This window comes from Parerythrobacter aurantius (assembly GCF_045291475.1).
In the GTDB taxonomy this organism is placed as follows: Bacteria; Pseudomonadota; Alphaproteobacteria; order Sphingomonadales; family Sphingomonadaceae; genus Parerythrobacter; species Parerythrobacter aurantius.
Map to the genome: position 1 here is coordinate 806,967 of NZ_CP147985.1, position 26,015 is coordinate 832,981.

Here is a 26,015-nt window from a genome sequence, read left to right on the forward strand (position 1 = left end):
TCCAGTTGAGGCAAGAATTGCCTTGAGGGAGAGCCATCGGGTCATCATGTGGGCGTTTCGCGCCATTACTGACGGGTTCGAGCTGCATTTCGGCGGCCGTCTCGTGCTGCGGCACACGAAACTATGTCCCTCGGTGGTCATGGCGCGGGGCGCGCCGCAGATCGAGATGGTGCGCGGCAATTTCAGCATCGCCGACCAGCCTTCCAGCCAGACCGCTCCCGACGGCTGGCGAGAGGCTGACGGCGGGGTCGACCTGCTGCTCGGCATGCAGACCGTCGGCCGCCTTGCGTGGCAACATGCTGCACTCGTCGTCACCGCAGCCGACCCGGGCTTAGACCGCATCACGATCGCCTTCCATGCCGAGCCCGGCGAGGCCGTCTGGGGCGGCGGGGAGCAGATGAGCTATCTCGCCCTCAATGGCCGCCGCTTCCCGATGTGGACCAGCGAACCGGGCGTCGGGCGCGACAAGGCGACCGAGCTGACCCGGCTGATGGACGCCGAGGGCATGGCGGGCGGCGATTACTGGACCACCAATTACCCGCAGCCGACCTTCCTCACCTCGCGCTGGCTGGCGGCGCATCTAAACGAGAGCTGTTACAGCGTCCTCGATTTCACCGATCCGTCGCGGCACGTGGTCGAGGTCTGGCGCAGTTCAGCCCGGTTCGAGTTCTTCGCCGCCGAGGGGCCCAAGCCGCTTGTCTCGCAATTGTCCGACCGGTTCGGTCGCCAGCCCGAACTGCCCGACTGGGCTATCGAGGGCGCAATCGTCGGCCTCAAGTCGGGCGCGAGCAGCTTCGACCGGCTCGAGGCGTTCATCGACGCTGGCGCGGCCATCTCGGCGCTGTGGTGCGAGGACTGGGCCGGGATCCGCGAGACAAGCTTCGGGCGCCGCCTGTTCTGGGACTGGCATCTGGGCTGGCGCAGCGCCGAGCGCTTTCCAGAGATCGAGGCCCGTATCGCTGCTCTGGCCGAACGCGGCATTCGCTTCCTCGCCTATGTGAACCCCTATCTAGCGGTCGATGGAGAGCTCTACGCCGAAGCGGCGGCGGGCGGACATTTCTGCCTGGAGCGCGATAGCGACGAACCGCACCTGGTCGACTTTGGCGAGTTCGACTGCGGGGTGCTCGACTTCACGCGCGAGGAGGCCCGCGCGTGGTTCGCCGAACGGATCATCGGCCGCGAAATGCTCGACCGGGGCATCATGGGCTGGATGGCCGATTTCGGGGAGTATCTCCCCACCGACCTTCGCCTTGCCGACGGGTCCGATCCGATGGAAGCGCACAACCTCTATCCGGTGCAATGGGCCGAGGTGAATCACCGCGCCGTCGCCAGCCGGGGCAAGACCGGCGAGGCGGTTTTCTTCATGCGCGCCGGTTTCTCGGGCGTGCAGGCGCATTGTCCGCTGCTATGGGCAGGCGACCAGTGCGTCGACTTCACCCGGCATGACGGGATTGGCACGGTCGTCACCGCAGCGCTTTCGGCGGGGCTGGTCGGCAATGCCTACAGCCACGGCGATTGCGGCGGCTACACGTCGCTCCACGGTCATGTGCGGACCGAGGAACTGCTGATGCGTTGGTGTGAACTGGCCGCCTTTGCCCCGGTGATGCGGAGTCATGAGGGCAACCGCCCCGACGACAACCTCCAGTACGACAGCACGCCCGAACTGCTCGCCTGCTTCGCCCGCTGGAGCCGGGTGCACGCGCATCTCGCGCCCTATGTTCACGCATTGAGTGCCGAGGCCGCGCAGACCGGCCTGCCGCTGCAACGCCCGCTGTTTCTCGAATATCCTGCCGAACTCGCGCTGTTTGCAGTGCAGGACCAGTATCTTTACGGTCCCGACCTACTGGTTGCGCCCGTGATCGAGGAAGGCGCGGACCGGCGCGAAGTCGTGCTGCCGGGAGCTTCGCCGTGGCGCCATTGCTGGACGGCTGAGGACTTCGCGCCCGGCACGCATCAAGTTGCCGCCCCGATCGGCGCACCGCCAGTCTTCTATCGTCCGGACAGCCCGCATGCAGGCCTGTTCGCAGGTCTGGCGAAAAGGTTGGCCGCATGAGCGAGCGATCGAATATCCGCGATGTCGCCGAACGCGCCGGGGTGGCGGTGAAGACCGTCAGCCGCCACCTCAACGGCCATCCCTATGTCCGCGCCGAAACCCGGGAGAAGATCGAACGGGCGATGAAGGAACTCGATTTCCGCCCCAGCGTCGCGGCGCGCATCCTGTCGGGCGCGAAGTCGAACCAGGTGGCGCTGATCTACGACAATCACAGCCCCTATTACATGTTCCAGATCCAGACCGGATGCTGGGACGCGTGCAAGGCGCAGGGCATCCGGCTGATCGCCCAGCCGGTCGATATCGATGATCCGGACGTGGGCGAGCAGGTGCGCGGGCTAGTGATGGAAACCCATGTCGACGGGATCATCCTGTCGAGCCCGGTAACCGATTGCGAGGCCGTGCTGGCGACGCTCGACACGCTCGACATTCCCTTCGTCCGCATCTCGCCCGGCACCAACCATGCGCTGACCAGTTCGGTCTTCATGGACGATGCCCAGGCCGCCGACGACATGACCAGCCTGCTGATCAACAAGGGGCACCGCCGCATCGGCTTCATCAAAGGCCATCCCAACCACATGGCCAGCGACGAGCGCCTGTTCGGCTATCGCCGCGCTCTCGACCGGGCCGGGATCGCTTTCGAGCCCGGGCTGGTCCACGATGGCGAATTCGACGTCGAAAGCGGCATCAAGGCGGGCGGCGAACTGCTCGACCTGCCCGAGCCACCGACGGCGATCTTTGCCTCCAACGACGACATGGCCGCCGGCGTGCTGGCGGTGGCGCATGAGCGCGATATCGACGTACCGGGCGATCTGTCCGTGGTCGGTTTCGACGACACGCCTCTGGCCCGCACGGTCTATCCGCCGCTGACCACCATCCACCAGCCGATGGCCGAACTGGCCAGGACCGCCGCCGAAATCCTTGTCTCGGGCGGCGATATCAACCACCGACGCCTGCCCCATCAATTGATCGAACGCGCCTCCGTCGCGCCACCGAAGGGATATGAATGAGCACTCTGCCCGCCCCACCCGAATGGCGCCGCCTCGGCACCAGCGACATCGCCATCTCTCCGCTTGCCTGGGGCATGTGGCGACTGGCGGAGGACGGTCGGTCCGCCGCCGAAGCTGCGGCGCTTGTCCACGCGGCACTCGATGCGGGCATCACGCTGCTCGATACCGCCGACATCTACGGCTTTGACGGATCGTCAGGCTTCGGCGACGCCGAGGCGCTGCTGGGCGAGGTGCTGGCCGCCGAGCCAGCCCTGCGAAGCCGCATGGTGCTGGCGAGCAAGGGCGGCATCATGCCGCCGCTACCATACGACCAGTCGGCCGAGTATCTCTCGGCCGCGATCGACGCCTCGCTCCGGCGGCTCAAGGTTGGGACGATCGACCTCTACCAGATCCACCGGCCCGACATTCTCGCCCACCCGCAGGAAGTGGCGCGCACGCTTGAGGACGCGGTTTCCGCCGGCAAGATCCGCACTTTGGGTGTCTCCAACTTCACCATCCAGCAGATCGAGGCGTTGAGTCACTATCTGAACATTCCCCTTGTCGCGACCCAGCCGGAGATCAGCCCGCTGCGGATCGACTGCTTCGAGAACGGTGAGTTGGACCAGGCCATTCGGCTGGGTCTGACCCCGCTGGCGTGGTCGCCGCTTGGCGGCGGACGTTTGCTCTCGCCCGAGAGCGAGCGCGACAAGGCCATGGCGGCGGAACTCGACCGCATCGCCGCCGATCAGGGCGTGAGCCGGTCCGTCGCGGCCTATGGCTGGCTGATGGCGCATCCGGCGGGCATCGTCCCCATCATCGGCTCGCAAAGCGCGGAACGCATCGCCGAAAGCACACAGGCGCTCGGCATGCGCTGGACGAGGCAGGATTGGTATGCGGTGCTGGTCGCCGCGCGTGGTGAAAGGCTTCCCTGATGACCGGCAATCTACAATGCGAAATTGCGTGGTTTTCCGCGCTGTGCGACGACGATTACGAGTTTCTCGGTGTGCCCGATCCGCAGCTTGCCTCTAGCTGGGAGCATTGCCGCAACATCGTGCTGCGCGCCGAAGAAGGCGGGTTCGACAATATCCTCCTCCCCTCCGGCTACCAGCTGGGCGTCGACACCACGATGTTCGCCGCCGCCGTCGCGCCCTATCTCAGCCGCATGAAGCTGCTGTGGGCGACCCGCATGGGCGAGGACTGGCCGCCTCAGCTGGCGCGCCGCATCGCCACGCTCGACCGGATCCTCGGATGGAACGCCGACAGGACCGCAGGGCGCCTCAACGTCAACATCATCTCCTCCGACATGCCGGGGCAGGCGATGGAAAGCGGTCCGCGCTACCGCCGCGGGACCGAGATCATGAAGATCGTCCGCACGCTTCTGAACGGCGAGCATCTCGACTTCGACGGCGAGTTCTACCAGTTGAAGCTCGACCCGGCGCGGATCACCACGCTCAGCGGCAAGTGCCCGCCGTTCTATTTCGGCGGCCTCAGCCACGAGGCCCGCGAATGTGCGGCCGAAGCGGCCGACGTCTACCTGATGTGGCCAGACACAATGGACAAGGTTCGCGAAAATGTCGCCGACCTGACCGAGCGGGCGGCGAAATTCGGGCGAAAACTCAAGTTCGGCTACCGCGCCCATGTCATCGTGCGCGAGACGGAGGAGGAGGCGCGAGCCTATGCCGACCGGCTGCTGTCGAAGCTCGACGACGAGGCGGGCAAGGCCATCCGCGAGAAATCGCTCGATGCCAAGAACTACGGCGTCCAGCGGCAGGCCGAATTGCGCGGCGCGGCGGGTGGTGACGGCTTCGTCGAGGACAATCTGTGGACCGGCATCGGCCGCGCCCGATCGGGCTGCGGCGCTGCCATCGTCGGCAACCCGGACCAGGTGCTGGCCAAGCTGCGTGCCTACCAGGCCGAGGGGATCGAGGCTTTCATCCTCTCCGGCTATCCGCACACGACCGAAGCGGACCTGTTCGCGCGGCATGTCCTGCCCCATATAGAGCACGGACCGCTGACATTCTGACATGACCGAGACCCCCAACCCAACCACTTATGACGTCGCCGTGATCGGCGGCGGCATCAACGGCTGCGGCGTGGCCCGCGACGCCGCCGGGCGCGGGGCGAAGGTCCTGCTTCTGGAAGCGGGCGATCTTGCGCAGGGGACCTCATCCGCCTCGTCCAAGCTGATCCACGGCGGGCTGCGCTATCTCGAACATTACGAGTTCGGACTGGTGCGCGAGTCGCTGTCCGAACGCGAAACGCTGTGGGGTATCGCCCCGCATATCGCTTGGCCGATGCGCTTCGTCCTGCCGCATGTGCGTGGCCTGCGCCCGCGCTGGCTGCTGCGGCTCGGCCTGTTCCTCTATGATCATATCGGCGGTCGCAAACTGCTGCCTGCAACCGAGAGTGTGTCCTTGCGCAACCACCCGGCCGGCCAGCCGTTGAAAGACGAATTCGCCAAGGGCTTCGTCTATTCGGACTGCTGGGTGGACGATGCCAGGCTGGTGGTGCTCAACGCACGCGACGCCGCCAACCATGGCGCCGACGTACGCACCCGCTGTCGCGTCGCCGGCTTCGTCCGCGAAGGCAATGTTTGGCGCATCCACGCGGGTGGTGAGACCTTCCACGCCAGGGCCATCGTGAATGCCGGTGGGCCTGGCGTGCTCAAGGTACTCGAAGCCGGCCATGTGCCAGATGCCAACAGGATGCGGCTGGTCCGCGGATCGCATATCGTGGTGCGCAAGCTGTTCGATCACAACTACGCCTATTTCTTCCAGTTGCCCGACGGGCGCATCTTCTTCGCCATTCCCTATGAGGAGGATTTCACCCTGGTCGGCACCACTGATGCCGACCACACAGGCCCGCTCGACCATGTCACCGCCAGCGCCGAGGAAATCGCCTACCTGTGCGAAGGCGCCAACCGCTTCTTCCGCCAGCAGCTCACCCCTAACGACGTGGTCTGGAGCTATGCCGGAGTACGGCCGCTGATCGATGACGGCTCGGGCAAGCCCGAGGCAGCAACGCGCGGGTACCGGCTCGAGCTGTCAGACGAAGCGGAAGGCGCTCCGCTCCTCAACATCTTCGGCGGCAAGCTGACGGTCTATCGCCACCTGGCGCAAGAGGCCATCGACCGCCTCGCCGAGCGGTTGCCGCTGCAAGAACGTTCGGGCTGGACCGCCAGGGAAGCCCTGCCCGGCGGCGACTTCGCCATCGGCACAGTGGACGCCATCGTCACTGAAATCGCTGCGCGCTACCATTTCCTCGAGGGTCAAACCGTGCGTCGCATGGCCCATGCGTACGGCAAGACTACCTTCGAAATCCTTGCCGACGCAGCGAGCTTGGCGGATTGCGGCCATCACTTCGGCCATGGCCTGACTGAGCGCGAGGTCGAGCATCTGACCAACAACGAATGGGCCCGGACCGCCGACGACATATTGTGGCGCCGGACCAAGCTGGGCCTGCGTTTCACCTCCGCCGAGGCGCAGGCGCTGGAAGAACATCTCAACGAAAGGATCGCGGCATGACGCTCCGCATCGTCGCCATCGGCGGCACGGTTTATCCTGGCAGTACGACCGAAATGGCGCTGCGCTACGCGACCCGCCCTTCGGTCGAGGCCGGTGCCGAGGTAACCGTGTTCGGAGCCGAATACATCGGCGCGCTGCCGCATTACCGCGGGCTCGGCCACGCCGCCGACACCGGGACCGAACTGGTCGAGGCAGTGCGGCAGGCCGACGGGTTGATCATCGCTGCGCCCGGCTATCACGGCACCATCTCCGGGCTGGTCAAGAACGCGCTCGACTACCTCGAGGATCTCGCCAAGGACGAGCGCCCCTACCTGCACGAGCGGCCGGTCGGCCTCATCGCCACCGCCTATGGTGACCAGGCAGCGATGGGCACGCTGCTGACCATGCGCGGGATCGTCCACGCGCTACGCGGCTGGCCAACCCCGATGGGGGCGACGGTGCGCACCTACAGCGGGCTGTTCTCGCCCGAAGGCGAATGCCTGGATGACCGCGCGCGGCTGCAACTGCAGCTGGTGGGTGAGCAGGTCATCTCGGCAGCAGGCAAGTTCGCGGCCCAGGCGGGGAAGGCCTGATGAGCGGGTTGGATGCGGCGCTGGAAGCGCTCAAACGCGGCGAAATCATCGTCCTCACCGGCGACCGCTTGCGCGGCGGCGATATCGATTTCTGCACGCCTGCCAGCATGGTCACGCCCGAGAAGATCAACTTCATGGCGACGCATGGTCGCGGCCTTATCTGCCTCACGCTGACCAGCGAAGCGGCGATGCGCTTGGGTATCTCGCTGATGAACCCGACCTCCGAACGCCAGACCGAGCGCCCCTTCGGCAATTCGATCGAGGCCGCGGAGGGCGTCACCACCGGCATTTCCGCTGCCGACCGGGCGCAGACGATTTTGGTCGCGGTGGCCGAAGGCGCGCGGGCGGATCATCTCGTCTCCCCCGGCCATGTCTTCCCCCTGATCGCCCGCAGCGGCGGTGTGGGAGAGCGCATGTCGGCGGTCGAAGGGTCGATCGACCTGTGCCGCCGCGCAGGTGTCGGCGATGCAGCGGTCATCTGCTCAATCATGCGCGACGATGGGGAAATGGCCCGGATCGACGATATCGCCGAGCTCAAGGCAGACCACGGGCTTGCGGTGGCCGATATCGGACTTCTGGCCTGATTTTCGCTCGCCTAGCATCGAATGGAACACGATGCTGGATCACCCGGAACAGTAGTGGTTATTCGGGTTCGCCCTTCCTTGGCGGAAATAGGCCCTGGCAAAGTCGATGGATCCTGAAAGCGATGTCGACCGGAAAGGTAATGTCCCGGGCCGGCAAACGCGGGCATGGATGATATGGAAACAAAGCCGTGGTTCCCGGCAACCCAACCCACCAGGACCAGGCCTAGAGGTGACGATCAAGCCTGCACCGCAGTGCTGCATGCTGGCTCAAACATATCGACCACGTAGCGGCACGGTTAGCCGTCCCTTGGACCTGCTCGGCCGCGAGAACAGCTGATAGGGCGGCGTTCTGTCGCTGCGACCAGCCTGTCGAGATCTACGCAAGCGACGCGGTCCACGTTCGGAAGGTCGAAAACTGCGGCAACGATTCTTGCCACATCGTTCGACCTTTCTCTCTACGGGCCGTTAACCGAGGGCCATCGTAATGGCAGGTTCGGGGCTGTTGGTGGTAAGTGTCGCATGGACTTCGGTCGGCTTTAGCTCGATACCGTTGTTGACGGCCCATATCGCAGCCTGCGTACGGTTCTGCGCTCCCAGCTTGCGAAGGATCGCCTTGACGTGAACCTTCACGGTGGCCTCGCTGATATTGAGGTGACCAGCGATGACCTTGTTGGGCGAACCGAGGATCAAGAACCGCAAGGTTTCGATTTCACGGTCGGACAGCAGCGATACGACCTCCCGTTCGGACAATGTCGGAAGCGAACCGCCGTTCCAGCGGCGTGGTAGTCCTTGCGCCAACTCGCTCGGCATCACTTTCTCGCCCAGGAAAACGAGTCTCAGGGATCCGATCAAAGGCTCACAATCGATACGCTTGACGATGTAACCATCGGCACCAGCCCTGAATGCCTCGATCATCATGTCGAAATCGAAATCGCGGCTCAAAACGACCACTTTCGATTGGGACATGGCCCGTTCCAGGGCGACCACTTGCGAGCAAACGCTCTCTTCGTCACCAATATCGAGTACAATGATTTGCGGCTCGATACGGTCCTTGGCCTGTATCAGAGCGGCGCTCGATCGATGTGAACCAATAACTGTAAATTCATCACCTTCGAGAATTCGCTTCATCCCCTCGCGATCTAGCGCGTTGTCACTGACCACTGCGATAGTAATAGGCGCCCATTTGCGCATTGCATTACCTCCTCGAGCTTTCATTTGCGACCCGAAGATATGCTTTTATTGGACAACCTCATTCACACCTTAGTGGAACGTGATTGTCGGCGCCTTTGTCTGTTAACCAGACTCACTTGCCCCTTTTTAGGTATTCATAGTAAACCGCAATCGAGTCGAATTGTAAAGTCCTAAATTGGCACACTTTTGCGCAGCAGGACTCGAAGGGCGGAGTCGGTCAAATCACATCACGGATAAGGACAAATGCCTCCGCAGCCTGTCGGTAGACGGTCGATCCTCTGACCGTTGCCAAAGCCCGTATCGTTTGAAGCGATCGTTCATCGGGGAATTGCTTAACCTGGCTCTTGAAGGCCGCGAATGCTTCGATCTTGCGGTCAATCGTAGTACCGATATCCACATAGACGTTCGGAACAAACACCTCCGTGATTCCCGGAGCAGCCCAATTTGTCTCAGACAGGGTCTCGTAAGCAAGAACCCGCCTTGGCGCGTTGAGCGCTCGCGGACGGGACGCAACCAGGGCGGCAGTGAACACCAGCTGATGGTCCCTGTGCACGTCCCCAACGAAGGGTATGAATACGGTGTCAGGTGCCAGCTCCCTGACCAGGCCGCCAATCGCCGCGTTTATCTGCGAGCCGGGCAAGGTGTCTAATGCGGCCGCCGGAAGATCGAGAAAGTGGCAACGGGTTACGCCGAGTACTCGGTGCGCTTCTAAAAGCTCGTTTCGAACCTCCTGCACCAGGCTGGACGGGAAAGCGGGCTCGTAACCCTTGGTTACGACGACAACATGCACCTCGTGTCCGTTATCGGCGAGGCGTGCAATTGTCCCACCACAACCCAAAACCTCGTCATCCGGATGCGGGGCGATCACGAGAACTGTGCCGAAATGGGCGAGAGAATTCGTCATTTGGCGCCCAGCACCATGTGTTGCCGGAGCGCCGCGCCACCTGAAAGTTCCCACTCTTCGATCCGCAGCATGCCTTGCCCCGTTATTACGTCGATATGTTCGCTCGACAGGTATACGATCTGCCCCAGAACACCGTGGTGGCGTCCGCTGTCGATCGGCTGCGCTTTCCACACAATCAACCGGCCATCGGCACAATGCGTGAAGGCGCCGGGATAGGGATGCGATATTGCCCTTACCAGCCGGTCGATATCGCACGCTGGATAGCTCCAGTCGATCAGGCCGTCTTCCGGACGCCGTCGAGCAGCATAGGTGGCATAGTCCTCGCACTGACGCTCTTTGCGCGGATTGCCAGCGGCGATCGCGGAAAGTGCGTCTCGCATCATGGAATCGAGTGCAAGCATGTGCCTGTCATAGAGGCTTCTAGCATTTTCCCGCGGCGCGACATGGAAGAAGCGTTGCTCGAGGATATCCCCGGTATCGACCCCGTCATCGATCCAAAACAGTGTGGCTCCGGTGATCTTCTCTTCGTTGAGGATGGTCCACGGCAGAACCGCCCTGCCGCGCATTCTGGGTAGAGGAGCCGGATGGTAGCCAATTACCCTGCCAGATACGAGCTGCATGAGTTCAGGACCGCAGATTTGCGACCAGCCGATCACGAAGATGAAATCAGGGGCGACCTCGGAGATCTGTGCGAGTGCGGCGGGATCGTTGATGTTGCGGACATGGGCAACCCGGATACCATGCGCATCGGCCAGCGGCCTGAGATCGACAAAATCGGAATGCCGCCCAGCCAATTCGGGCAGCAGAGTCGCCACGACTACCGGCGCGTTGCCCACATCGATCATGGCCTTCAACGCGCAAAGCGTACTTTCGACGGCTCCCACTAGCGCAATGCGCATCTGGTCACGCCGCTCCGCCAAGGCCGGCGTGCCGCTCGAGCTTGCGCCCGAGGCGCGCAACCTTGTGGGGAAAATCGATGGGTTGGTCGGGCAATAGCTGCATCTCGCTCAACAGGACATGGTTGACCAGTTTCACATCGTAGACCGTTTCAGCGAGGTTGCGTGATCGATCCGCCATTCGCGCAAGCATTTCGCGATCACGCACCAGCTTCAGCATGGCCTCGGCAAGCGCTTCGACGTTTTTTGGCGGAACCAGAAATCCATTGACGCCGTCGGTCACCGCATCGCGGCAGCCGGGCGCTTCGGTTGTGATCACCGCCCTGCCAACGGCCAGCGCTTCCAGTATGGTCCGCGGCAGCCCTTCTCGATAATAGGTCGGAAGGACGAAGACATGACACTGCCGGAGAAAAGTCGGTACGTCGTCAGTCTCGTCGATCACGGTGACCGGATAGTCATTTTTCAGCCCGGCAAGTTCTGCCGCACCAAGTCCGGTAGGATTGCTCGATTCAGGCCGGCCGATCAGTGAGAACTCCACCTCGGGATGCTGCGCGGCGACGATTGCGGCAGCCCTGGCATATTCCCAGACACCCTTGTCGCGCATCAGTCGGCCGATCATCAGGAAACGGACAGTCCCTGTAGGCAAAGGCGCCTTGCGAAACCGCTCTAGATCGACCCCAGACCCGGGAACCTGCAGGATTGGTGAAGAAGCGTCCAGTATGCCAGCCTGGATCATGTCTTGGCGATCATCGGAATTGAATACGAACACCTTTCTGACCGACTTAAGGCCCGCTCTGTAGAGGCGGCAGAACAGGCTGCGCAAGATCGGCCGATCGTTCGCAGCCTCGCTGAAGAGATAGCCCAATCCGGACATAAGCGCATAGTAGCGCCTGACCCCGGCAATGCGGCAGGCGAGGCCGCCATAAATGATGGGCTTCTGGGTGTACGCCAGCACGACGTCCGGCTTCTCCTGGCGGAGCAACCTGACATAGGCTGAAATGGTGGAGAGGTCTGCAAAGAGGCTGGTGCCGGTCCGATCCATAGGGACCGGCCTCATGGTAATCCCCATTCGTGACAGTTTGGCGCGGACAGCGGTATCGTCGTCCGGGGCGACCGCGACGACCTCGTGGCCGGCATCGCGCATCGCTTGAAGCAGCTTTCCTCGGAAGTTTATCAAGGAGAAGGCCAGGCTGGAAAGCACCACGATCTTCAATGCGATTCCCCTTCCTTGGGAGGCCGTAGACGTTCGCCGGCACAACGGTAACTGCCCCAGCGGCGAGCGAAAGGTAAGACGGCAATCGGTTGAATAGGCGAAAGGCAGATCTGGTCACACAAGGATTATAATACCTTGTCTATGGCGACAGCCCGCGTCACTTCCGAGCCAGGTGTACCTACCCTTCCGCAATGCATGCCTCCACTTTTGGGTGGGAGCGGCTTGGCTTGCTGCCCTTACGGCTATCGCCTCGATGCGCAGGTGCGCAGCGGCTTCCTACAATTTATCCAACGCTGTCTCGGGACTTTCTCCCGGTGTTTTCACAGGCGGGTAAACGATGCGCGCTGCCACGATCCCTTCCAACCCCGAAGATGGAACGGGTGCCGAAAGCACCCCTGACGAATTCGATCATTCCGCGGGCCGCCTGACCCGCCTCGCGCGCTATTGCACCAGAAAATTCGGGATCGGCACGACGTTTCGCTGGCGCCGCACGATCCGCTTGGTCGGGGTCATGACGCTTGATTTCCTGGCCGTCGCTGGATCGCTGGTGCTCCTGCTTCCGCTGATCAGGAAATTGCAGTTGTCTGGCGGGTACGTCGTATCGCCGATCGTCCTCGTCATGACCGTGGCGGTCGCAGGCGTCGCCATCATGTCTTTCGGGGGTCTTTACCGGAGGAGCTGGCGATTTACATCGCTGGCCGACTGCCTGACTATGGGAGCGAATGTGGCGGTGGCCCTCACCGCTATCTGGTTCGGCATATGGTGGAGCGCCGAGGTGCCCGACCCGAACCAAATTCTCCTCGTCGCGACGCTGCACCTGGCACTTGCGTTCGTTGCAATGCAATTCCTTCGGGTTATGCGGCGCGCTTCACGGCGACTGCCTTACTTCATGCTGGCAAATCGAGGCGTTTCTGGAGCCGTCCCGGTTAACCGCGATCGCGCACTCCTGGTGGGTCGTGCGGACTGGGTCGAATCGATAATCAGGATCACAACGACAGACGGCAAATCCCCGATCGCCGTGGTTGGCGCTCTGTTGCCGGAGACGGAAGGGCCCATCCGCCAGATCCATGGCATTCCCGTGCTCGGCTTTCCCGAGCACGTGCTCTCTGCCGTGATTGCACTCGAGCAGCAAGGTCGCCGGCCAGATACGGTGATGATTTGCGACGATGCGGTCAACCTTAGCGCGCGGGCCATCGCACTTATCAGGCGCCGGGTGCGCGATCTCGGCATCAAGATCGTCCAGGCAGGTGACGATTGGGGCTATCTGTTGGGCAGGACCAACACTTCCGCGATCGATCGACTTTCGACTGCGGAGTTGCTGGAACGGCACGAGTTCGAGCTTCGCGATGGAGCGATTTCACAGCAGATTGCCGGCCAGTCCGTGCTGGTGACCGGAGCCGGAGGAACGATCGGGGGGGAACTGGCGCGGCAATTGGCGGGCTTCCGGCCCGGCAGGCTCGTCCTGCTCGATAACAACGAATTCAACCTCTACAAGATAGAACAGCAGATCAGGGAGAACTTTCCCGCCATTCAAGTCTTCATGTCACTCTGCGACGTGCGTAACCTCGGCGAAGTCAAACGGGTCTTTAAGAAGCACGAACCGTCGATCATCTATCATGCGGCAGCGATCAAGCATGTGCCGATTGCGGAAGCCAACCCCTGCGCCAGCGCCCATACCAACATCATCGGCAGCAAGAACATTGCCGACGCGCTCTGCGAATTCGGCGCCAGGGCAATGGTCCAGGTCAGCACCGACAAAGCAGTTAATCCCGTCGGAATCATGGGTGCGAGCAAGCGCGTGGGCGAACTCTATGCCCAATCACTTGATTTATGCGGTGTCGATGATCCTGATGCACCGCGCTTCATGACTGTGCGGTTTGGCAACGTGCTAGGATCATCGGGCTCGGTGGTTCCCCTGTTTACCTCGCAACTGCTTGCGGGTGGGCCGCTGACCGTCACCCATCCCGATATCGAGCGGTTCTTCATGACCGTACGCGAGGCCGTGCAATTGATTCTGGAAAGCAGTTCGAGGGCCCTACAAGACAACGCACCGCGTGGCCGGATCATGGTGCTGGACATGGGCGAACCGGTAAAGATTGTCGAACTCGCAAGACGGATGATCCGGCTCCATGGCCTTGAACCAGATGTCGACATCGAGATCGCATTCACCGGCCTGCGTCCCGGCGAAAAGCTTTTCGAAGAGCTGTTTGACAGTTGCGAACAGCAGCAGGCGTCGGCCATCCCCGGCATCTTCGAGGCCCAATCGCATCCTATTCCTTTGCCGTTGATTACGCGCGCCATCGAGGAAATCGGGGTCGAGATCGAGAAGGGCAACGAGGCAAATGTCCGCAGGATTGTTCACCATCTCACCAACCTGCCGAGCAACTCCCCGACAGTGGCTGGTTTTGTTGCCAATTCCGAGTCGTTGTGGCGGCGCAAGTCAACGCCTGCAGAGGAGGTTAGTCTGTCATGATGCAGATAGCAGGGACCATTAGGCCAATCGTTTCGATCGAACCGGAATTGCCGCCCGCAGTGATTTCCACCTGGCCAAGACACGAAGACGACGAGATTGCCGCTGCATTGAAGGTGCTGCAGTCAGGGCGTGTAAACTCGCTTGTCCATGGGGACGAAACGCGCGCATTCGAGCATGAATTCGCTGACTATGTCGGGGTTCCGCATGCTATTGCAGTGGCTAATGGAACTGTCTCAATTGAGCTAGCGCTTCGCGCGTTGGGGATCGGACCGGGCGATGAAGTGATCGTCCCGGCACGAAGTTTTTTCGCGACCACGAGCGCAGTCGTTGCCGTTGGCGCGCTCCCTGTCTTTGCCGACGTGGAACCGGCGACCCAGAACATTGATCCTGATTCGGTCATCCGCATGATCAGTGCCGATACTCGCGCAATCATCTGCGTCCACCTGGCAGGGCAACCCTGCGACATGGACCGGCTCTGTGCGGTTGCATCGGCGAACGGCCTTTTCCTCGTCGAGGACTGTGCACAGGCCCACGGAGCCAAATGGGGCGGCCGGCCGGTCGGTTCCTTTGGCGACGCCGGCTCATTTTCGTTCTGCACCGACAAGATCATTTCTACCGGCGGTGAAGGCGGGATGCTGGTCTTGAAAGACGACGCAGCTTGGCAAAGGGCGTGGGCGTACAAGGATCATGGGAAAAATCCCCATCGCCTTACCGGGCAAGGCAATGGGCCGGCGGGCGAATACCGCTTCCTGCACGACAGCTTCGGCAGCAATTTCCGCATCACTGAAGTGCAGGCCGCGATCGGCCGCCGTCAGCTCGCCAAGCTCGATGAATGGATTGCCATCCGAGACAAAAATGCCGGCGCTCTGCTTGGCGAGGCATCGAGACACCCCGCGGTCAAGCTGATACCCCTGCCGGAAGCTGCCCGCCACGCCTATTACAAGTGCTACATCCGCCTCGACCTCGACAAGCTGCCCGCGGGCGTTTCGCGTGCGGACATCATCGGAGCGTTGCAAGCCAACGGAATCCAATGCGGGAGCGGTTCTTGCCCCGACATGAGTCGCGAAAAGGCTTTTGACGGTCTGAAGATCCGCCGCGATGGCAATCTGTCCAATGCCGCCCGTCTGGCCAAGGAGACGATCATGTTCCAGGTCGATCATACCCTCGATGACGCGCGTACTGCCTGGTTCGGCCGCTCTCTGGCAGACGCGCTGAACCGCGTTTCGCGACATGGAGCACTGGCATGAACAAGCCGGAACTCGACTTCATCGTGATCGGCGCGATCAAGGCGGCGACGACCTGGCTGCAGGCGCAGCTCCAGCATCACCCCGACATCGCAATACCCGAGATCGAACCACACTTTTTCACTCGCGAGTATGATCGAGGTTGGAAGTGGTATTCTTCGCTATTCCCTGCGACGAAGAAGCCTGGCACCCTGTGGGGCGAAAAGACTGCCGACTATCTCGCCAAGCCCGAAGCGGCAGAGCGGATCAGCCGCATCTATCCCGATGCGAAGCTGATCCTTCAGCTGCGCAATCCGGTGGATCGTGCCTATTCCGACTACAAGATGCTGTATCGTCGTGGAACGGTGACCGGGCCGCCCGAAGACTACCTCAAGTCACTCGACAATCCATTCCCGCGATTCCTGCATGACGGTCTGTACGCACAGCATTTGCGTCGTTGGCTGGAGCTATTTCCCCGAGAGAACATTCTGGTCTTCACATTCGAGGACGTACGCACTCGGCCCGAGCAAACACTTGTTGCGGTGTACGATCATCTGGGCGCGCAGCCTCTGGTCGAATCCGAGATCGTTGCGCGCAAGTTCAACAACAGCAGTGAGCAACTGTTGCCCTTACCGCTGCGAAAAATCCTGACACCGTTCAAGCCGATTGCCCGTCCGTTTCGAAATTCAGCCATCTTCCGGCGCACCCATGCACAGTTCGCGAAGGAAATGGTCTATCCGCCCCTTAGTGGGGAACTCAGGAAATCTCTCGCTGGCTTCTACTCGCGAGACGTAGAAGATCTGGGAAAGATGTTGGATCGCGATCTGTCGACCTGGATAGCGCCGGATCTGGATGGGGAACACAGCCGAGTGACCGACAGTCGCTTCCGCCGGACCGCCCTCATCGCGTGATTTTGCAACTCGGAATGGGAAGGGGATTTTCGATGATCTCAATTAGGAAAACGGTCACGATCCTTCTTGCAATCGCGCTTATGCCGCTTGCAAGCGGGTGCACCTCAGCATTGGCAAATCTTCCGCCGCTCGCAAATGCTGGCGTGGCTGAAATCCAGGCGGCGCCTGGCGACAAGCTGCGTATTGCCGTGCAAGATTTACCCGCAGTCGCAGGGGACTATGTGCTGGACGAGACGGGATCTATCTCGATACCGCTTATCAGGCAGGTCAAGGTCGCTGGCCTGACCTACGCGCAGATCGAAGACGTTATCGCACGACGGCTGATCGAGCAGGATGTCCTCAAGAACCCTGCCGTCACTGTGCAGCCACTGGATCTCAGGCCAATCTATATCATCGGCGAAGTACGGGAGCCGGGCGAACTTACCTACAGGCAAGGACTTACCGTGTTCGCCGCAGTTTCCATGGCGGGCGGCTACACCTATCGAGCCAAGACCGGAACCGTAGCGATCACGCGTTCGATGGACGGCCGAGAGGTAACAAGCGTGGCAGGAGAAGACGCGTTGCTCTTGCCCGGCGATCGCATCCGCGTGCTTGAGAGCTGGTTCTGATGAACACGAAGCTTTTCAAATGGCGGCTGTTCGCCGGAATTGCCGTCTGCGCCACATGCTTCTCGTCAACCGGCGTACTCGCACAAGCGACGATCGCCCCGCTTCTGGTCGGAGATGACACAGACTACAGGTTAGAGGCCAAAACTGTGGGCCCGGTGGCTCTCAGACCGCAAATTATCGCGGCAGTGACATATGATGACAATGTCATCGCAAGTCCCGAGGGGACGGAAGTCAGTGATATTGAAGTGGTCCTTCGACCCGAGTTGAATGCGAGAGTTGGAGACCAAAAACTGAGCCTCCAGCTCAATGGTTTCGGTGAGTTCTCGCGCTTTTTCGATTTTTCCAGCGAGAATTCCGATACCTACGGCGCAAACGGACTGATCTCTTTCAGCCCGAGAGTTGGCGACCGCCTCAGCCTGTCGGCCGGATACGCACGGCTCAAAGAAAATCGCGGCGATCCCGAAGCCCGTCTTCTGGCCGGGCCAGGCCCTCGATTGACGGACGAAACGTCTGCGGCGATCGCCTATCGCCGCAACGAAGGTCCCATCCAGTTAAACCTGGAGGCCTCCTTTAGTGATATGGACGCCGTATCGCCGTTCGACGATGATCGCGATTTCCAGACCTTCGCCGGTCGGGCGACAATCGGTTACAGGGTCAGCGGACCACTCTCTGCGACAGTCACCGGCTTCGTCAATTCGCGCGACTTCCGTCAGGAAGCGAGCCTCTTGGTTCCGGACCGTGATGCCTCGACCTACGGCGGCCAGATCGGTATAAACATCGACGAAAGCGAACGGCTGAGGGGGCGCTTGCGGCTCGGTATATTCAGGTTCGACCCCCAAGATCCGTCCATTGCCGCGCGAACCGGGTTCTCTGCGGACGCGTCGATTGCCTATCTTCCGACGCGTCGTCTCGCGTTTGTTCTCGAGGGCTTCAACGGTGACGTAGCGACTTTCCGTCAAGGCGCGCAGTCGCGTACCGATTCCAGGATTGCGTTTACCACTCAGTTCGAGATGCGTCACAACGTGTACGGTCGCATCGGAGCGAGATGGCTTAAGTCGCGATTTGTCGGTTCGGGTATTTCCGAGGAGATCGTCGGTACCAATATAGGAATCGAATATCTTGCAAACCGGCGCCTCTCCCTGATCGCGGAGGCCAGCGCCGCCCAAAGGACGAGCGACGATCCTTCGCAAGAGTTCGAGCGCTTTCGTTTCAGCCTGTCAGCGAGGTTCCGGTTCTAACGCGTCGGGTGGGGCGGCATTGCGTCAGCTCTTCGTAGACCCTCGTAACCGAAGCGACATGGCGTTTTTTCGAGAAGCGTTCACGCGCCGACTGCTCTGCCCGGTCAATCATCCGGTTCGTCTCGATCGGATCGGCAAGTAATTTCAATACGCCACTGGCCAGTGCCTCCGGGCTTTCTGGATCAACGAGGCAACCCGTATCGTTGGCAAGCGCCTCCGGGTTGCCGCCGGACCGTGTTGCAACTACCGGCGTGCGCACCAGCATTGCTTCGACCAGTGTCCGGCCTAAAGGCTCGCCAGTCGCCGGCACGATAAGAACATCGCATCCGGCGATCCACTCATGTCCCGGGGTTCTGTATCCCATCAATCGTATCGTCTGTCCCATTCCCGATCGGTGAATGTGCGTCTGCAGGGATTGCGCCATCTCGGGCTGCTCTGCCTCTCCGAACATCAGGCCATAGACGGGCCGGGCCTGGTGGCGACGCAGTTCCTTCACCGCGTCAACGAAAAGCAAGGGCCGCTTGCGATCGATGAAACTTCCGAAATATCCCAGTATCAGAGCATTTTCGGGCAGCGCGGCGGCAACGATGATTTGACGCCGCGCTGCCACGCGATCTGCAGTCAGCGACGTGTCGAACGGACTGAAAACCACCTCGGCCTTGTGCGCCGCGCTGAATATCCCGCCGGTCGGTAACGAGAATTTCGAAACGGTCAGGACCCTGCTGGCAAGGATTGGCGCAAGAAAGCGCAGTCCCATCGCCCCCGGATCGCCGCGATGGTGCCACAGCAACGGCGCGCCCGCCAGTCTTGCCGCCAGAGCCCAAGTGGCATGGGAGCGGCCGTCGTTGGTGTGCACGATGTCGACTCCCTGCTCGCGCAACATTGCGACACGTTGAGGCAGCCCCGCGAAGGTACTGGCGAATTTGGCCGGATTGAACTTTTCGTTCGGTATGAACGAGCTCTCCGGCCTTGCCGGATCGGGAATCTGCTCGAAACCTGCAAAAAACGCTGCGATCTTCCCGTCGGGCACTTCAGGTACGATAAGTATGCGAAATCGCGCAGGGTCGATGTCCTCGACAAGACCGCGTAACGAGTGATGGCTGCCGCCGATGCTGTCGCCGGATAACGGGTAGCACACGGTAGTCGGCGCAACGCCCGATTTCGCGCCACTGCTTGCCAGCAAGTGTTCGGTTGACGGCATTGCCTCAGCTTGCCGATCGCAGGGCTTCCTCGCGATCGGCGAGGAAATTCTCGAAATTGGAATAGGCGTCCTTATCCGCATTTCCCCAAGGATCGGCGACCTTAGGGTCCGCGCCATGTGCTCGCTCCCAACGATCGTCCATGCCGTCACGATCTTGATCGGGATACGCTTCTTCGCTCCATGGCGCGACAAATGTTCCAGGTCGCTCGACAATGTTTCCGGTACCGCGGCGAATATCACTCACGACAGTGCGGTCGATGGAGTCACGAGGCCAGGCGCCCGCGCTCATCAGCACGGAATCGTATGCATTGGCGGCGGTCGCCGGGGCGATCGTAAGCGGGCACGGCGGATTTTCGACCAGGGCATCTTTAGCCGAGGCGGTAACGTGGTCAAAGCTGCCGGAAAACGCATTCTGCCAAAGATATATGCTCGCGGGGCCGGTAGAGCCGATAATCTCTCGCACGATGCCTTGCGCGCTTTTGGTCGTATCGGGCCCGCCGATGAAGCTGTTTCCCACGATCGAAACCGGGGTTCCGCCATAGCTCTCCCAGACTTCGGCAAACTGTGATTGGGCATTATAGAAAACGTTGTTGATGACCTCCACGCATGAACCGGGAGGAAAATTGATGTCGGGATTGCGATCACCGTTGTGGGCACAGATGTTGCCGATGAAGCTGACATTCTGAGCATCTGTCGGATCGCTCGACAGCAACGCGCATTTGTCATGCCTGGGAATACCGTACGAGAAAATCGAATTGCTGATCGTGATCCGGTCATTGTCGGCAAAACCGTTGACAAGCTCATCGCTGGCCCAGCTCGCGCTGACATGATCCACTATGACGTCGTGACTGTCCTCGATTGTAATTCCATCATCGCTTTCGCGATTGCCGCTCAGTCGGTCGAGACGTATCCGGACGTGGCGAATGATCACGTCATGGGTGCGCTTGATCACGATTGGGGTCCGTGCTTGGCTGCCGCCACCATGGGTTATCACCACGCCGCCACCGGGCGCTGTCTGTCCCGCGACCGTCAGGTAAGGGTCACTGATGATCGGCGGGGTAGTGGTGAATCGAAATACACCTCCCACGCGAAAGACACAGGTTCGCTTGCCTTCACTGGTCAGGCATTCGCGCAGCGAACCCGGGCCTGCATCATTATGGTTGCTGACATAGATTATCTTGCCTCCCGCGCCCCCCAGAGATGCCGCGCCATAGCCGATCGCTCCTGAAAACATGCGCTCACCTGCGACAGGCCGCGGCGCACCCGGAGGTGCAGCCACTACTTTCTGGGCGCAAGCCGACAGCGTCAATCCAACGGCAACGATGGAAGGAGCCGCCGTCATGAGGAGTGCCCGGACCAACGATATACGCATTACATTCTCCGGGGCTTAAAAATCGAAGCCTCCCAATCGGAGCGCTTGTCCCATGGGATGCTACGCACTTCCGATTCCAGCAACGCCGGCTGCTGGCATCCATCCACCTTGAACAGCGCGCCAACGCGATTTCAGGCAGTTCGAGCTCGAAGCAGGCCACGCCGACCTTGCGGAGGTTCGAATCGTACCAGCATTCTCGCCACCCCCGACAACAGCGCAAGGCTTCTTTGGTATAAGCGGGCGCACACCTTTGCCGCAAATGCCTAACCCTTAATCGCCTGTCCTTTCACGGATAAGTCGTTGAGACCCCATGCAAGCCATTGGTACACAATGCGCCATGCTTGGAAGCAAGAGCCAGGACAACGCCAGCGCGATTTTCCCTCGAGACACATCGTCGACGGGTTACCAACCGCATGATCGAATGCAGTCTCCGCAGGCTTCAACGCAAGATGTGCCGTTTGCGAACTCAACGACCCCCCGTCTGGTTCGCGGCGCGATGATGGGAGCAGTATTCTTCTGCGGCTGGGCATTGCTGCGGATCGGAGAGATCAACCTTACGGTCAGTGACCTTTTCCTGATCGTTGTGCTAGCGGCGATGCTGACCAGAAGGCAGTTGAACAGCAGGCCATTCGGACAATTCTCACCATATTGGTTCTGTGGGATCGGGCTGATGTTGCTGGGGCTTCTTCTCGGCAGCGTTGTCCACGGAAGTGTTGACCGTTGGTTGATAGTCGGGGGCCAATACCTCTTCGGTTTCCTGCTGATCCCGATGATCTTCATGGGTCAGGATGTCTCGACGATGCGCAAACTGCCAGCGCTTTTCGTCGTTGGGATCGCGATCTCCCAGCTGGTGGGCATTTCTGCCAGCCTTGTGTTCGAGCAAAGTGAAATCGCTGCGGTCATGGGCCCCAACTTCCTCGCGGGCAATGGCCGTTTGGGAGCGATGACGGGTGAGATGAACTGGAACGGGGCGATGGTCGCCTTCGCCGCTCCGATGCTTATCTATTCTCTCGAGCGTCGCATTTTGCCGCTGGGCATTGGGTTGATCTGTGGAGGGCTTCTGGTCTGGGGAGTTCTCGCAAGCGGATCGTTCACCGGATTTGCCGCAACCGCCGTCGCAATTGCCATCTATCTCGCCATACGCGGGGTCGGTCTGCTTTTCCGGGCCGCAGTTGTCGGTGGGATATGCGCTGCCTTGTTCCTTATGTCCGGGTTGCCGCTGCCAAAACCGTTTGAGGACCGTGTCGCCGGTGCAGTAACTACCGGCGATCTCAACCAGGCTGGTACCTTTACCGATCGGGCTGCGCTCATTGCAGAAGCGTGGGAACTTACCGGAGATCACTTGATCGTCGGCGTGGGCGTGGACCGGATGCGCAAGATCAGCAGTAGCCGCACACCGGTGCACGAGTTTCATCTGCTGATCTGGAACGAGGGCGGATTCATCGCCTTGGCAGGCGTCATCATGTTGCTGCTGACAATGTTCGGCGTGGCGTTCCTGGTCGCCGCGCGAAGTCGAATTGAAGGTGCATTGATCCTGGCCACAGTCGTGGTGTTCAACATCTACACCTTCTCGATCCCGCACATGTTCTCTCGGATTTGGATCCTGCCAGTCCTGCTGGCGATGAGCACCTATCTGGCGCGTCATCCGGCCTTTGCGGGCTACCACAAGAACCCGTTGTCCCCATGAGTGAAGCCGTTTCCGTCAGCGAGGATTCAAAATCGACCGAGAACAGGATGCTCCGGTCCCGATTGGGCAGCATTCTGCACCTGTTGAGCGGTAACATGGCGGTTGCAGTGCTGATGGCGGCAAGCACAGCGATCGCGGCGCGCGCACTGGGCCCGGAGTCCTACGGGGTGCTCGCCCTCATCCTTACGACCGGTCGCATTTTTGAGCGGCTCATCCGCTTTGAAAGCTGGCAACCGATCATCCGCTTCGGCACGCAGCCCGAGATTGAGGGCGAGCCACGAGCCTTGTCGCAGCTGTTTCTGCTGGGATTGTTGCTCGACATAGCGTGTGCACTGCTCGCGGCAGCGCTGATGCTAGGGGTCGGATACCTCATCCTGCCAACACTCGGGCTTGACCGCTCGTACTTCTACCTGCTGGCCATTTTTGCACCCGCCATCGCCTTCAATATCCGCGGCATGCCTACGGCTGCGTTGCGCATGGCCGGGAAGTTCAAAGTGCTGGCCTATTTCCAGATATTTTCGGCAGCGCTGAGAATTCTGTTGGCCGTCACTGCATGGCAGCTTGACGCATCCATTGGCGTTTTCCTGGCTATCTGGGTCGCCGCACAGCTTATCGACACAATGCTTTTCGCCGCCCTCGCCGCGCGAGCCCTGAAGGATCTGGGTGTCGGCAATCCACTCAAATCGAAGGTCCGTGGACTGTTGGGTCAATTCCCTGGCTTCATGCGTTTCGCATGGTCGACCAATGCCTCGAGCGCGCTGCGGACGGCCACGCAGGAAGCTGACACCTTGCTGGTCGGCGCGCTGGCTGGGCCTTCGATGGCCGGTTTCTACCACCTGTCGAAGCGCTTCGCCAAGGTGGCCCAGCAGATCGGGCAACAGGTGCAGACGGTAATCTACCCCGATCTGGCCCGCATGTGGGCGCGCGGTCAATTCGACAGCGTCAAGTCGGTCAAGACGAAGACGCAGCTGTCGCTGGCGGCGATCGGCATCGTGATGATAGCGATTGTCGCTGTGATTGGCGAGCGAGGCGTCGGTTGGCTGTTCGGCAAAGAATACGTTGCCGTCTTTCCCCTCCTCGTCGCCCAGCTGGTTGCCGTCGGACTGATCATGGTGGCGGCTCCTTCGCGTTCGACCATGCTGGCGATGAATCGTCCAGGTACTGTTCTCGTCATCGCGGCGATATCAACGGTTGCGTTCTTCGTTGCGGGCTTCGCGCTCATTCCAGCGCTCGGGCCGCTCGGGGCAAATTTCGCCCATATTCTCTTCGGTCTGGTGACCGTCATTCTCCTGGAAACTTGCTTCTGGGCCGCGCGCCTGTCGGGTGACTTCAGGCAGGCAGCGGCCTCATGAATGCGATCAGCCCTCAACTGAGCAAGACCTCAAAGGCGCGACCGGCGCGTGCGCATCGCATTAGCTTCCTGTTGCCGGGACTTCGTGCGGGCGGGTCGGAGCATGTCGTCACGTTTGTCGCCAATCGCCTCGTCGAGCGGGGACACACAGTTGAAATCATCAGCTACGAAACGGGCACAGAGCAACCCTATTACACGCCCGATCCGCGCATCGAGTTACGCTACCTCGCGCTTCCTGTCGGACGGATGGCCAAACATGCTGCCGCGAGGGAAGTTGTAGCGAGGACGAGACGCTTGCGAAGTCACCTGCAGCACTCTCGACCCGACCTTCTCGTCAGCTTCCTCACGCGGACCAATGTCCAGGCATTGCTGGCGACCCGCGGGCTCGACATTCCGGTCATCGTATCCGAGCGCAACAATCCGGTCGAACAGGACCCGGGGCCAGTGTGGCGCTGGTTGCGGGCACGAACATATCCGAAGGCGTTTGGGCTGATCACGATGACGCACGGCGCCATGGAGTGCTTCCCGCCCAACATGCGCCGACGCTCTTGGGTTATTCCGAACATGTCGGATTTCGGCGAGCGCAGTGCCACATCTAGAGGTGGCGATACCAAGAACCTCGTAGCTGTTGGTCGCCTGACCCACCAAAAGGGGTTCGATCTCTTGCTCAGGGCTTTCGCCGAGGTTGCACAAAAGCATCACGACTGGCTTCTCACCATTTGGGGAGAAGGTCCGGACCGGAATATGCTCGAAAGTCTCCGTGAGGAACTCGGGCTGGCAGACCGCGTGCTTATGCCCGGCGTCACAAACCAGCCGGGCGGCTGGATCGCCGAAGCCGATGCCTTCGTCCTCAGTTCACGGTTCGAGGGCTGGGGGCTGGTGCTGGGCGAAGCCATGGCCGCAGGCCTGCCATCGATATCCTTTGCCTGCGATTTCGGTCCGGCAGAGATGATCTGCCATGATGAGGATGGAATTCTGGTCAGCGCCGGCGATGTCAACGAGATGGCAGCCGGGCTCGACCGGCTGATGGGCGACGCCGCACTCAGGACCCGGCTAGGCACCTGCGCGCAGCAATCGTCCCAACGGTTTCAGCCCGTGAGGATCGGCGAACTATGGACCGGACTGATCGAGGATGTGCTGAGGGAATTCGCGTCAACTGACGGCAACACGGGAACATCATGATCACCGCCCTTAAAGAAATCGTGCGCGACTACCGTCGATCAAGCCATGATGCGCGTTTGCAGCGCCAGACTTCGGCCATCGACGCGTTTCTTATCTCCTACCCCAAGAGCGGAAGGACATGGCTGCGGTATCTGCTTTCGATGTATCTGGCCCGCCATGCCGGCCTGGATTTTGATCCCGACCTGATTTCCACTTTCCGTGTGATGCCCAATTTCGATCTGGACAAGCAAAGAGGGCTGCCTTCGCGCCTGCAAGCGGCTGCCGGTGATCTGCCGTTAATTGCGGTGAGCCATCGCGACTACAACGCGAGCCTTTTTGCGCATATGCCGGTGGTAATGCTGGTGCGGGATCCGCGCGATGTCCTGGTGTCGTCCTATTTTCACCAGACCCGACACAAACACCGGTTCGAAGGCTCCATTGGCGAATTTCTGGAAAGCGAGGCGTTCGGTGCGGCGAGCATTGCCGAATACCATAACGAATGGGCCGAAGGGCTCCTCGGACGGCCGTCACTTGTGCTCAGCTACGAGGAAATGAGCAAGGCTACTGCCAAAGCCGTCGAGGCAGTTCTCGTCTTCCTGGGGTTGCCGGTAGACGCTGCATGGCTGGACGAGGCGATTGAGAAGGCCCGCTTCGACAAGATGCAGAAAAAGGAACGGGAAACCGGCATCCCGGGACACGAGTATAACAAGAAGGACGCTGACGCATCGCGTGTTCGGCGAGGCAAGGTGGCCGGCTACACCGACTACCTGAACGCAGAACACGATGCCCGTATAAGGCAGATCTTTGCGGATCGGTTGAACGATGCGGCTTGGGCGCTCTATCGACCGACTGGATTCGCACCTTAGG

The 26,015-nt window shown here is 60.9% G+C and carries 22 protein-coding genes; 16 read left to right on the top strand and 6 right to left on the bottom strand.

The genetic code is table 11. From position 1 onward, the window contains the following. The first annotated feature begins 46 nt into the window (after positions 1–46). The 7 genes from WAB17_RS04070 to WAB17_RS04100 are packed head-to-tail and all read left to right on the top strand — an operon-like array spanning position 47 to position 7,719. Positions 47–2,053, top strand: a complete 2,007-nt coding sequence (locus tag WAB17_RS04070) for an alpha-glucosidase (protein WP_435418754.1) — start codon at positions 47–49, stop codon at positions 2,051–2,053. Beyond that, a complete protein-coding gene (locus WAB17_RS04075) occupies positions 2,050–3,060 on the top strand; it encodes a LacI family DNA-binding transcriptional regulator (protein WP_435418755.1) in 1,011 nt (336 codons plus the stop codon). Before WAB17_RS04070 ends, WAB17_RS04075 begins: the two co-directional genes overlap by 4 nt. Then, positions 3,057–3,971 (top strand): aldo/keto reductase, encoded by a 915-nt coding sequence (locus tag WAB17_RS04080; protein ID WP_435418756.1) that lies wholly within the window; start codon positions 3,057–3,059, stop codon positions 3,969–3,971. The genes WAB17_RS04075 and WAB17_RS04080 overlap by 4 nt, the downstream gene beginning before the upstream one ends. Beyond that, a complete protein-coding gene (locus tag WAB17_RS04085) occupies positions 3,971–5,062 on the top strand; it encodes an LLM class flavin-dependent oxidoreductase (protein ID WP_435418757.1) in 1,092 nt (363 codons plus the stop codon). The genes WAB17_RS04080 and WAB17_RS04085 overlap by 1 nt, the downstream gene beginning before the upstream one ends. A gap of 1 nt (position 5,063) precedes the next feature. Further along, on the top strand, positions 5,064–6,563 hold the full coding sequence (locus WAB17_RS04090; protein ID WP_435418758.1) for a glycerol-3-phosphate dehydrogenase: 1,500 nt from the start codon (positions 5,064–5,066) through the stop codon (positions 6,561–6,563). Continuing rightward, positions 6,560–7,135 (top strand): NADPH-dependent FMN reductase, encoded by a 576-nt coding sequence (locus tag WAB17_RS04095; protein ID WP_435418759.1) that lies wholly within the window; start codon positions 6,560–6,562, stop codon positions 7,133–7,135. The genes WAB17_RS04090 and WAB17_RS04095 overlap by 4 nt, the downstream gene beginning before the upstream one ends. Next, entirely contained in the window at positions 7,135–7,719 is a 585-nt protein-coding gene (locus WAB17_RS04100; protein ID WP_435418760.1) for a 3,4-dihydroxy-2-butanone-4-phosphate synthase, read from the top strand. Before WAB17_RS04095 ends, WAB17_RS04100 begins: the two co-directional genes overlap by 1 nt. A gap of 465 nt (positions 7,720–8,184) precedes the next feature. Here the strand turns inward: WAB17_RS04100 and WAB17_RS04105 are convergent, their stop codons facing one another. The 4 genes from WAB17_RS04105 to WAB17_RS04120 form a co-directional block, all read right to left on the bottom strand. Then, positions 8,185–8,910: a LuxR C-terminal-related transcriptional regulator gene (locus tag WAB17_RS04105; RefSeq protein WP_435418761.1), complete on the bottom strand. Its 726-nt coding sequence runs from the start codon at positions 8,908–8,910 to the stop codon at positions 8,185–8,187. Between the two features lie 217 nt (positions 8,911–9,127). Further along, positions 9,128–9,814 (bottom strand): PIG-L deacetylase family protein, encoded by a 687-nt coding sequence (locus WAB17_RS04110; RefSeq protein ID WP_435418762.1) that lies wholly within the window; start codon positions 9,812–9,814, stop codon positions 9,128–9,130. Then, positions 9,811–10,659, bottom strand: a complete 849-nt coding sequence (locus tag WAB17_RS04115) for a methionyl-tRNA formyltransferase (protein ID WP_435419327.1) — start codon at positions 10,657–10,659, stop codon at positions 9,811–9,813. The genes WAB17_RS04110 and WAB17_RS04115 overlap by 4 nt, the downstream gene beginning before the upstream one ends. Before the next feature lie 58 nt (positions 10,660–10,717). Beyond that, positions 10,718–11,914, bottom strand: coding sequence for a glycosyltransferase family 4 protein (locus WAB17_RS04120; protein WP_435419328.1), 1,197 nt, complete (start codon positions 11,912–11,914; stop codon positions 10,718–10,720). Between the two features lie 346 nt (positions 11,915–12,260). Between WAB17_RS04120 and WAB17_RS04125 the strand changes: the two genes are divergently transcribed. From WAB17_RS04125 to WAB17_RS04145, 5 genes are all read left to right on the top strand, one after another. Next, positions 12,261–14,396 (top strand): polysaccharide biosynthesis protein, encoded by a 2,136-nt coding sequence (locus tag WAB17_RS04125; protein ID WP_435418763.1) that lies wholly within the window; start codon positions 12,261–12,263, stop codon positions 14,394–14,396. Next, positions 14,393–15,643, top strand: coding sequence for a DegT/DnrJ/EryC1/StrS family aminotransferase (locus WAB17_RS04130; protein WP_435418764.1), 1,251 nt, complete (start codon positions 14,393–14,395; stop codon positions 15,641–15,643). The genes WAB17_RS04125 and WAB17_RS04130 overlap by 4 nt, the downstream gene beginning before the upstream one ends. Beyond that, a complete protein-coding gene (locus tag WAB17_RS04135; protein ID WP_435418765.1) occupies positions 15,640–16,530 on the top strand; it encodes a sulfotransferase family protein in 891 nt (296 codons plus the stop codon). Before WAB17_RS04130 ends, WAB17_RS04135 begins: the two co-directional genes overlap by 4 nt. Before the next feature lie 143 nt (positions 16,531–16,673). Continuing rightward, positions 16,674–17,138, top strand: a complete 465-nt coding sequence (locus WAB17_RS04140; RefSeq protein WP_435418766.1) for a polysaccharide biosynthesis/export family protein — start codon at positions 16,674–16,676, stop codon at positions 17,136–17,138. Beyond that, entirely contained in the window at positions 17,138–18,376 is a 1,239-nt protein-coding gene (locus WAB17_RS04145; RefSeq protein ID WP_435418767.1) for an outer membrane beta-barrel protein, read from the top strand. The genes WAB17_RS04140 and WAB17_RS04145 overlap by 1 nt, the downstream gene beginning before the upstream one ends. Here the strand turns inward: WAB17_RS04145 and WAB17_RS04150 are convergent. Next, positions 18,348–19,577: a glycosyltransferase family 4 protein gene (locus tag WAB17_RS04150; RefSeq protein WP_435418768.1), complete on the bottom strand. Its 1,230-nt coding sequence runs from the start codon at positions 19,575–19,577 to the stop codon at positions 18,348–18,350. The two genes, WAB17_RS04145 and WAB17_RS04150, sit on opposite strands and share 29 nt — an antisense overlap. Before the next feature lie 4 nt (positions 19,578–19,581). Next, the gene (locus WAB17_RS04155; RefSeq protein ID WP_435418769.1) at positions 19,582–20,919 is read right to left on the bottom strand and encodes a pectate lyase family protein; all 1,338 of its coding nucleotides are present in this window, start codon (positions 20,917–20,919) and stop codon (positions 19,582–19,584) included. Positions 20,920–21,445: 526 nt separating this feature from the next. Here WAB17_RS04155 and WAB17_RS04160 point away from each other — a divergent pair. The 4 genes from WAB17_RS04160 (at position 21,446) to WAB17_RS04175 (ending at position 26,014) form a co-directional block, all read left to right on the top strand. After that, positions 21,446–22,636, top strand: coding sequence for an O-antigen ligase family protein (locus WAB17_RS04160; RefSeq protein WP_435418770.1), 1,191 nt, complete (start codon positions 21,446–21,448; stop codon positions 22,634–22,636). Continuing rightward, positions 22,633–23,988, top strand: a complete 1,356-nt coding sequence (locus WAB17_RS04165; protein WP_435418771.1) for a lipopolysaccharide biosynthesis protein — start codon at positions 22,633–22,635, stop codon at positions 23,986–23,988. Before WAB17_RS04160 ends, WAB17_RS04165 begins: the two co-directional genes overlap by 4 nt. A 71-nt stretch (positions 23,989–24,059) precedes the next feature. Next, positions 24,060–25,169: a glycosyltransferase family 4 protein gene (locus tag WAB17_RS04170; protein WP_435418772.1), complete on the top strand. Its 1,110-nt coding sequence runs from the start codon at positions 24,060–24,062 to the stop codon at positions 25,167–25,169. Continuing rightward, the gene (locus tag WAB17_RS04175) at positions 25,166–26,014 is read left to right on the top strand and encodes a sulfotransferase domain-containing protein (protein WP_435418773.1); all 849 of its coding nucleotides are present in this window, start codon (positions 25,166–25,168) and stop codon (positions 26,012–26,014) included. The genes WAB17_RS04170 and WAB17_RS04175 overlap by 4 nt, the downstream gene beginning before the upstream one ends. Position 26,015: the final 1 nt, after the last annotated feature.

Excerpts from the sequence above, each read along its gene's own strand:
- WAB17_RS04130 (WP_435418764.1), top strand. The coding sequence starts at position 14,393 with ATGATGCAGATAGCAGGGACCATTAGGCCAATCGTTTCGATCGAACCG.
- WAB17_RS04085 (WP_435418757.1), top strand. The coding sequence starts at position 3,971 with ATGACCGGCAATCTACAATGCGAAATTGCGTGGTTTTCCGCGCTGTGC.
- WAB17_RS04150 (WP_435418768.1), bottom strand. The coding sequence starts at position 19,577 with ATGCCGTCAACCGAACACTTGCTGGCAAGCAGTGGCGCGAAATCGGGC.
- WAB17_RS04135 (WP_435418765.1), top strand. The coding sequence starts at position 15,640 with ATGAACAAGCCGGAACTCGACTTCATCGTGATCGGCGCGATCAAGGCG.
- WAB17_RS04110 (WP_435418762.1), bottom strand. The coding sequence starts at position 9,814 with ATGACGAATTCTCTCGCCCATTTCGGCACAGTTCTCGTGATCGCCCCG.
- WAB17_RS04095 (WP_435418759.1), top strand. The coding sequence starts at position 6,560 with ATGACGCTCCGCATCGTCGCCATCGGCGGCACGGTTTATCCTGGCAGT.
- WAB17_RS04080 (WP_435418756.1), top strand. The coding sequence starts at position 3,057 with ATGAGCACTCTGCCCGCCCCACCCGAATGGCGCCGCCTCGGCACCAGC.
- WAB17_RS04160 (WP_435418770.1), top strand. The coding sequence starts at position 21,446 with ATGATGGGAGCAGTATTCTTCTGCGGCTGGGCATTGCTGCGGATCGGA.
- WAB17_RS04125 (WP_435418763.1), top strand. The coding sequence starts at position 12,261 with ATGCGCGCTGCCACGATCCCTTCCAACCCCGAAGATGGAACGGGTGCC.
- WAB17_RS04175 (WP_435418773.1), top strand. The coding sequence starts at position 25,166 with ATGATCACCGCCCTTAAAGAAATCGTGCGCGACTACCGTCGATCAAGC.
- WAB17_RS04145 (WP_435418767.1), top strand. The coding sequence starts at position 17,138 with ATGAACACGAAGCTTTTCAAATGGCGGCTGTTCGCCGGAATTGCCGTC.
- WAB17_RS04155 (WP_435418769.1), bottom strand. The coding sequence starts at position 20,919 with ATGACGGCGGCTCCTTCCATCGTTGCCGTTGGATTGACGCTGTCGGCT.
- WAB17_RS04165 (WP_435418771.1), top strand. The coding sequence starts at position 22,633 with ATGAGTGAAGCCGTTTCCGTCAGCGAGGATTCAAAATCGACCGAGAAC.
- WAB17_RS04070 (WP_435418754.1), top strand. The coding sequence starts at position 47 with ATGTGGGCGTTTCGCGCCATTACTGACGGGTTCGAGCTGCATTTCGGC.
- WAB17_RS04115 (WP_435419327.1), bottom strand. The coding sequence starts at position 10,659 with ATGATCGATGTGGGCAACGCGCCGGTAGTCGTGGCGACTCTGCTGCCC.
- WAB17_RS04075 (WP_435418755.1), top strand. The coding sequence starts at position 2,050 with ATGAGCGAGCGATCGAATATCCGCGATGTCGCCGAACGCGCCGGGGTG.
- WAB17_RS04100 (WP_435418760.1), top strand. The coding sequence starts at position 7,135 with ATGAGCGGGTTGGATGCGGCGCTGGAAGCGCTCAAACGCGGCGAAATC.
- WAB17_RS04105 (WP_435418761.1), bottom strand. The coding sequence starts at position 8,910 with ATGCGCAAATGGGCGCCTATTACTATCGCAGTGGTCAGTGACAACGCG.
- WAB17_RS04090 (WP_435418758.1), top strand. The coding sequence starts at position 5,064 with ATGACCGAGACCCCCAACCCAACCACTTATGACGTCGCCGTGATCGGC.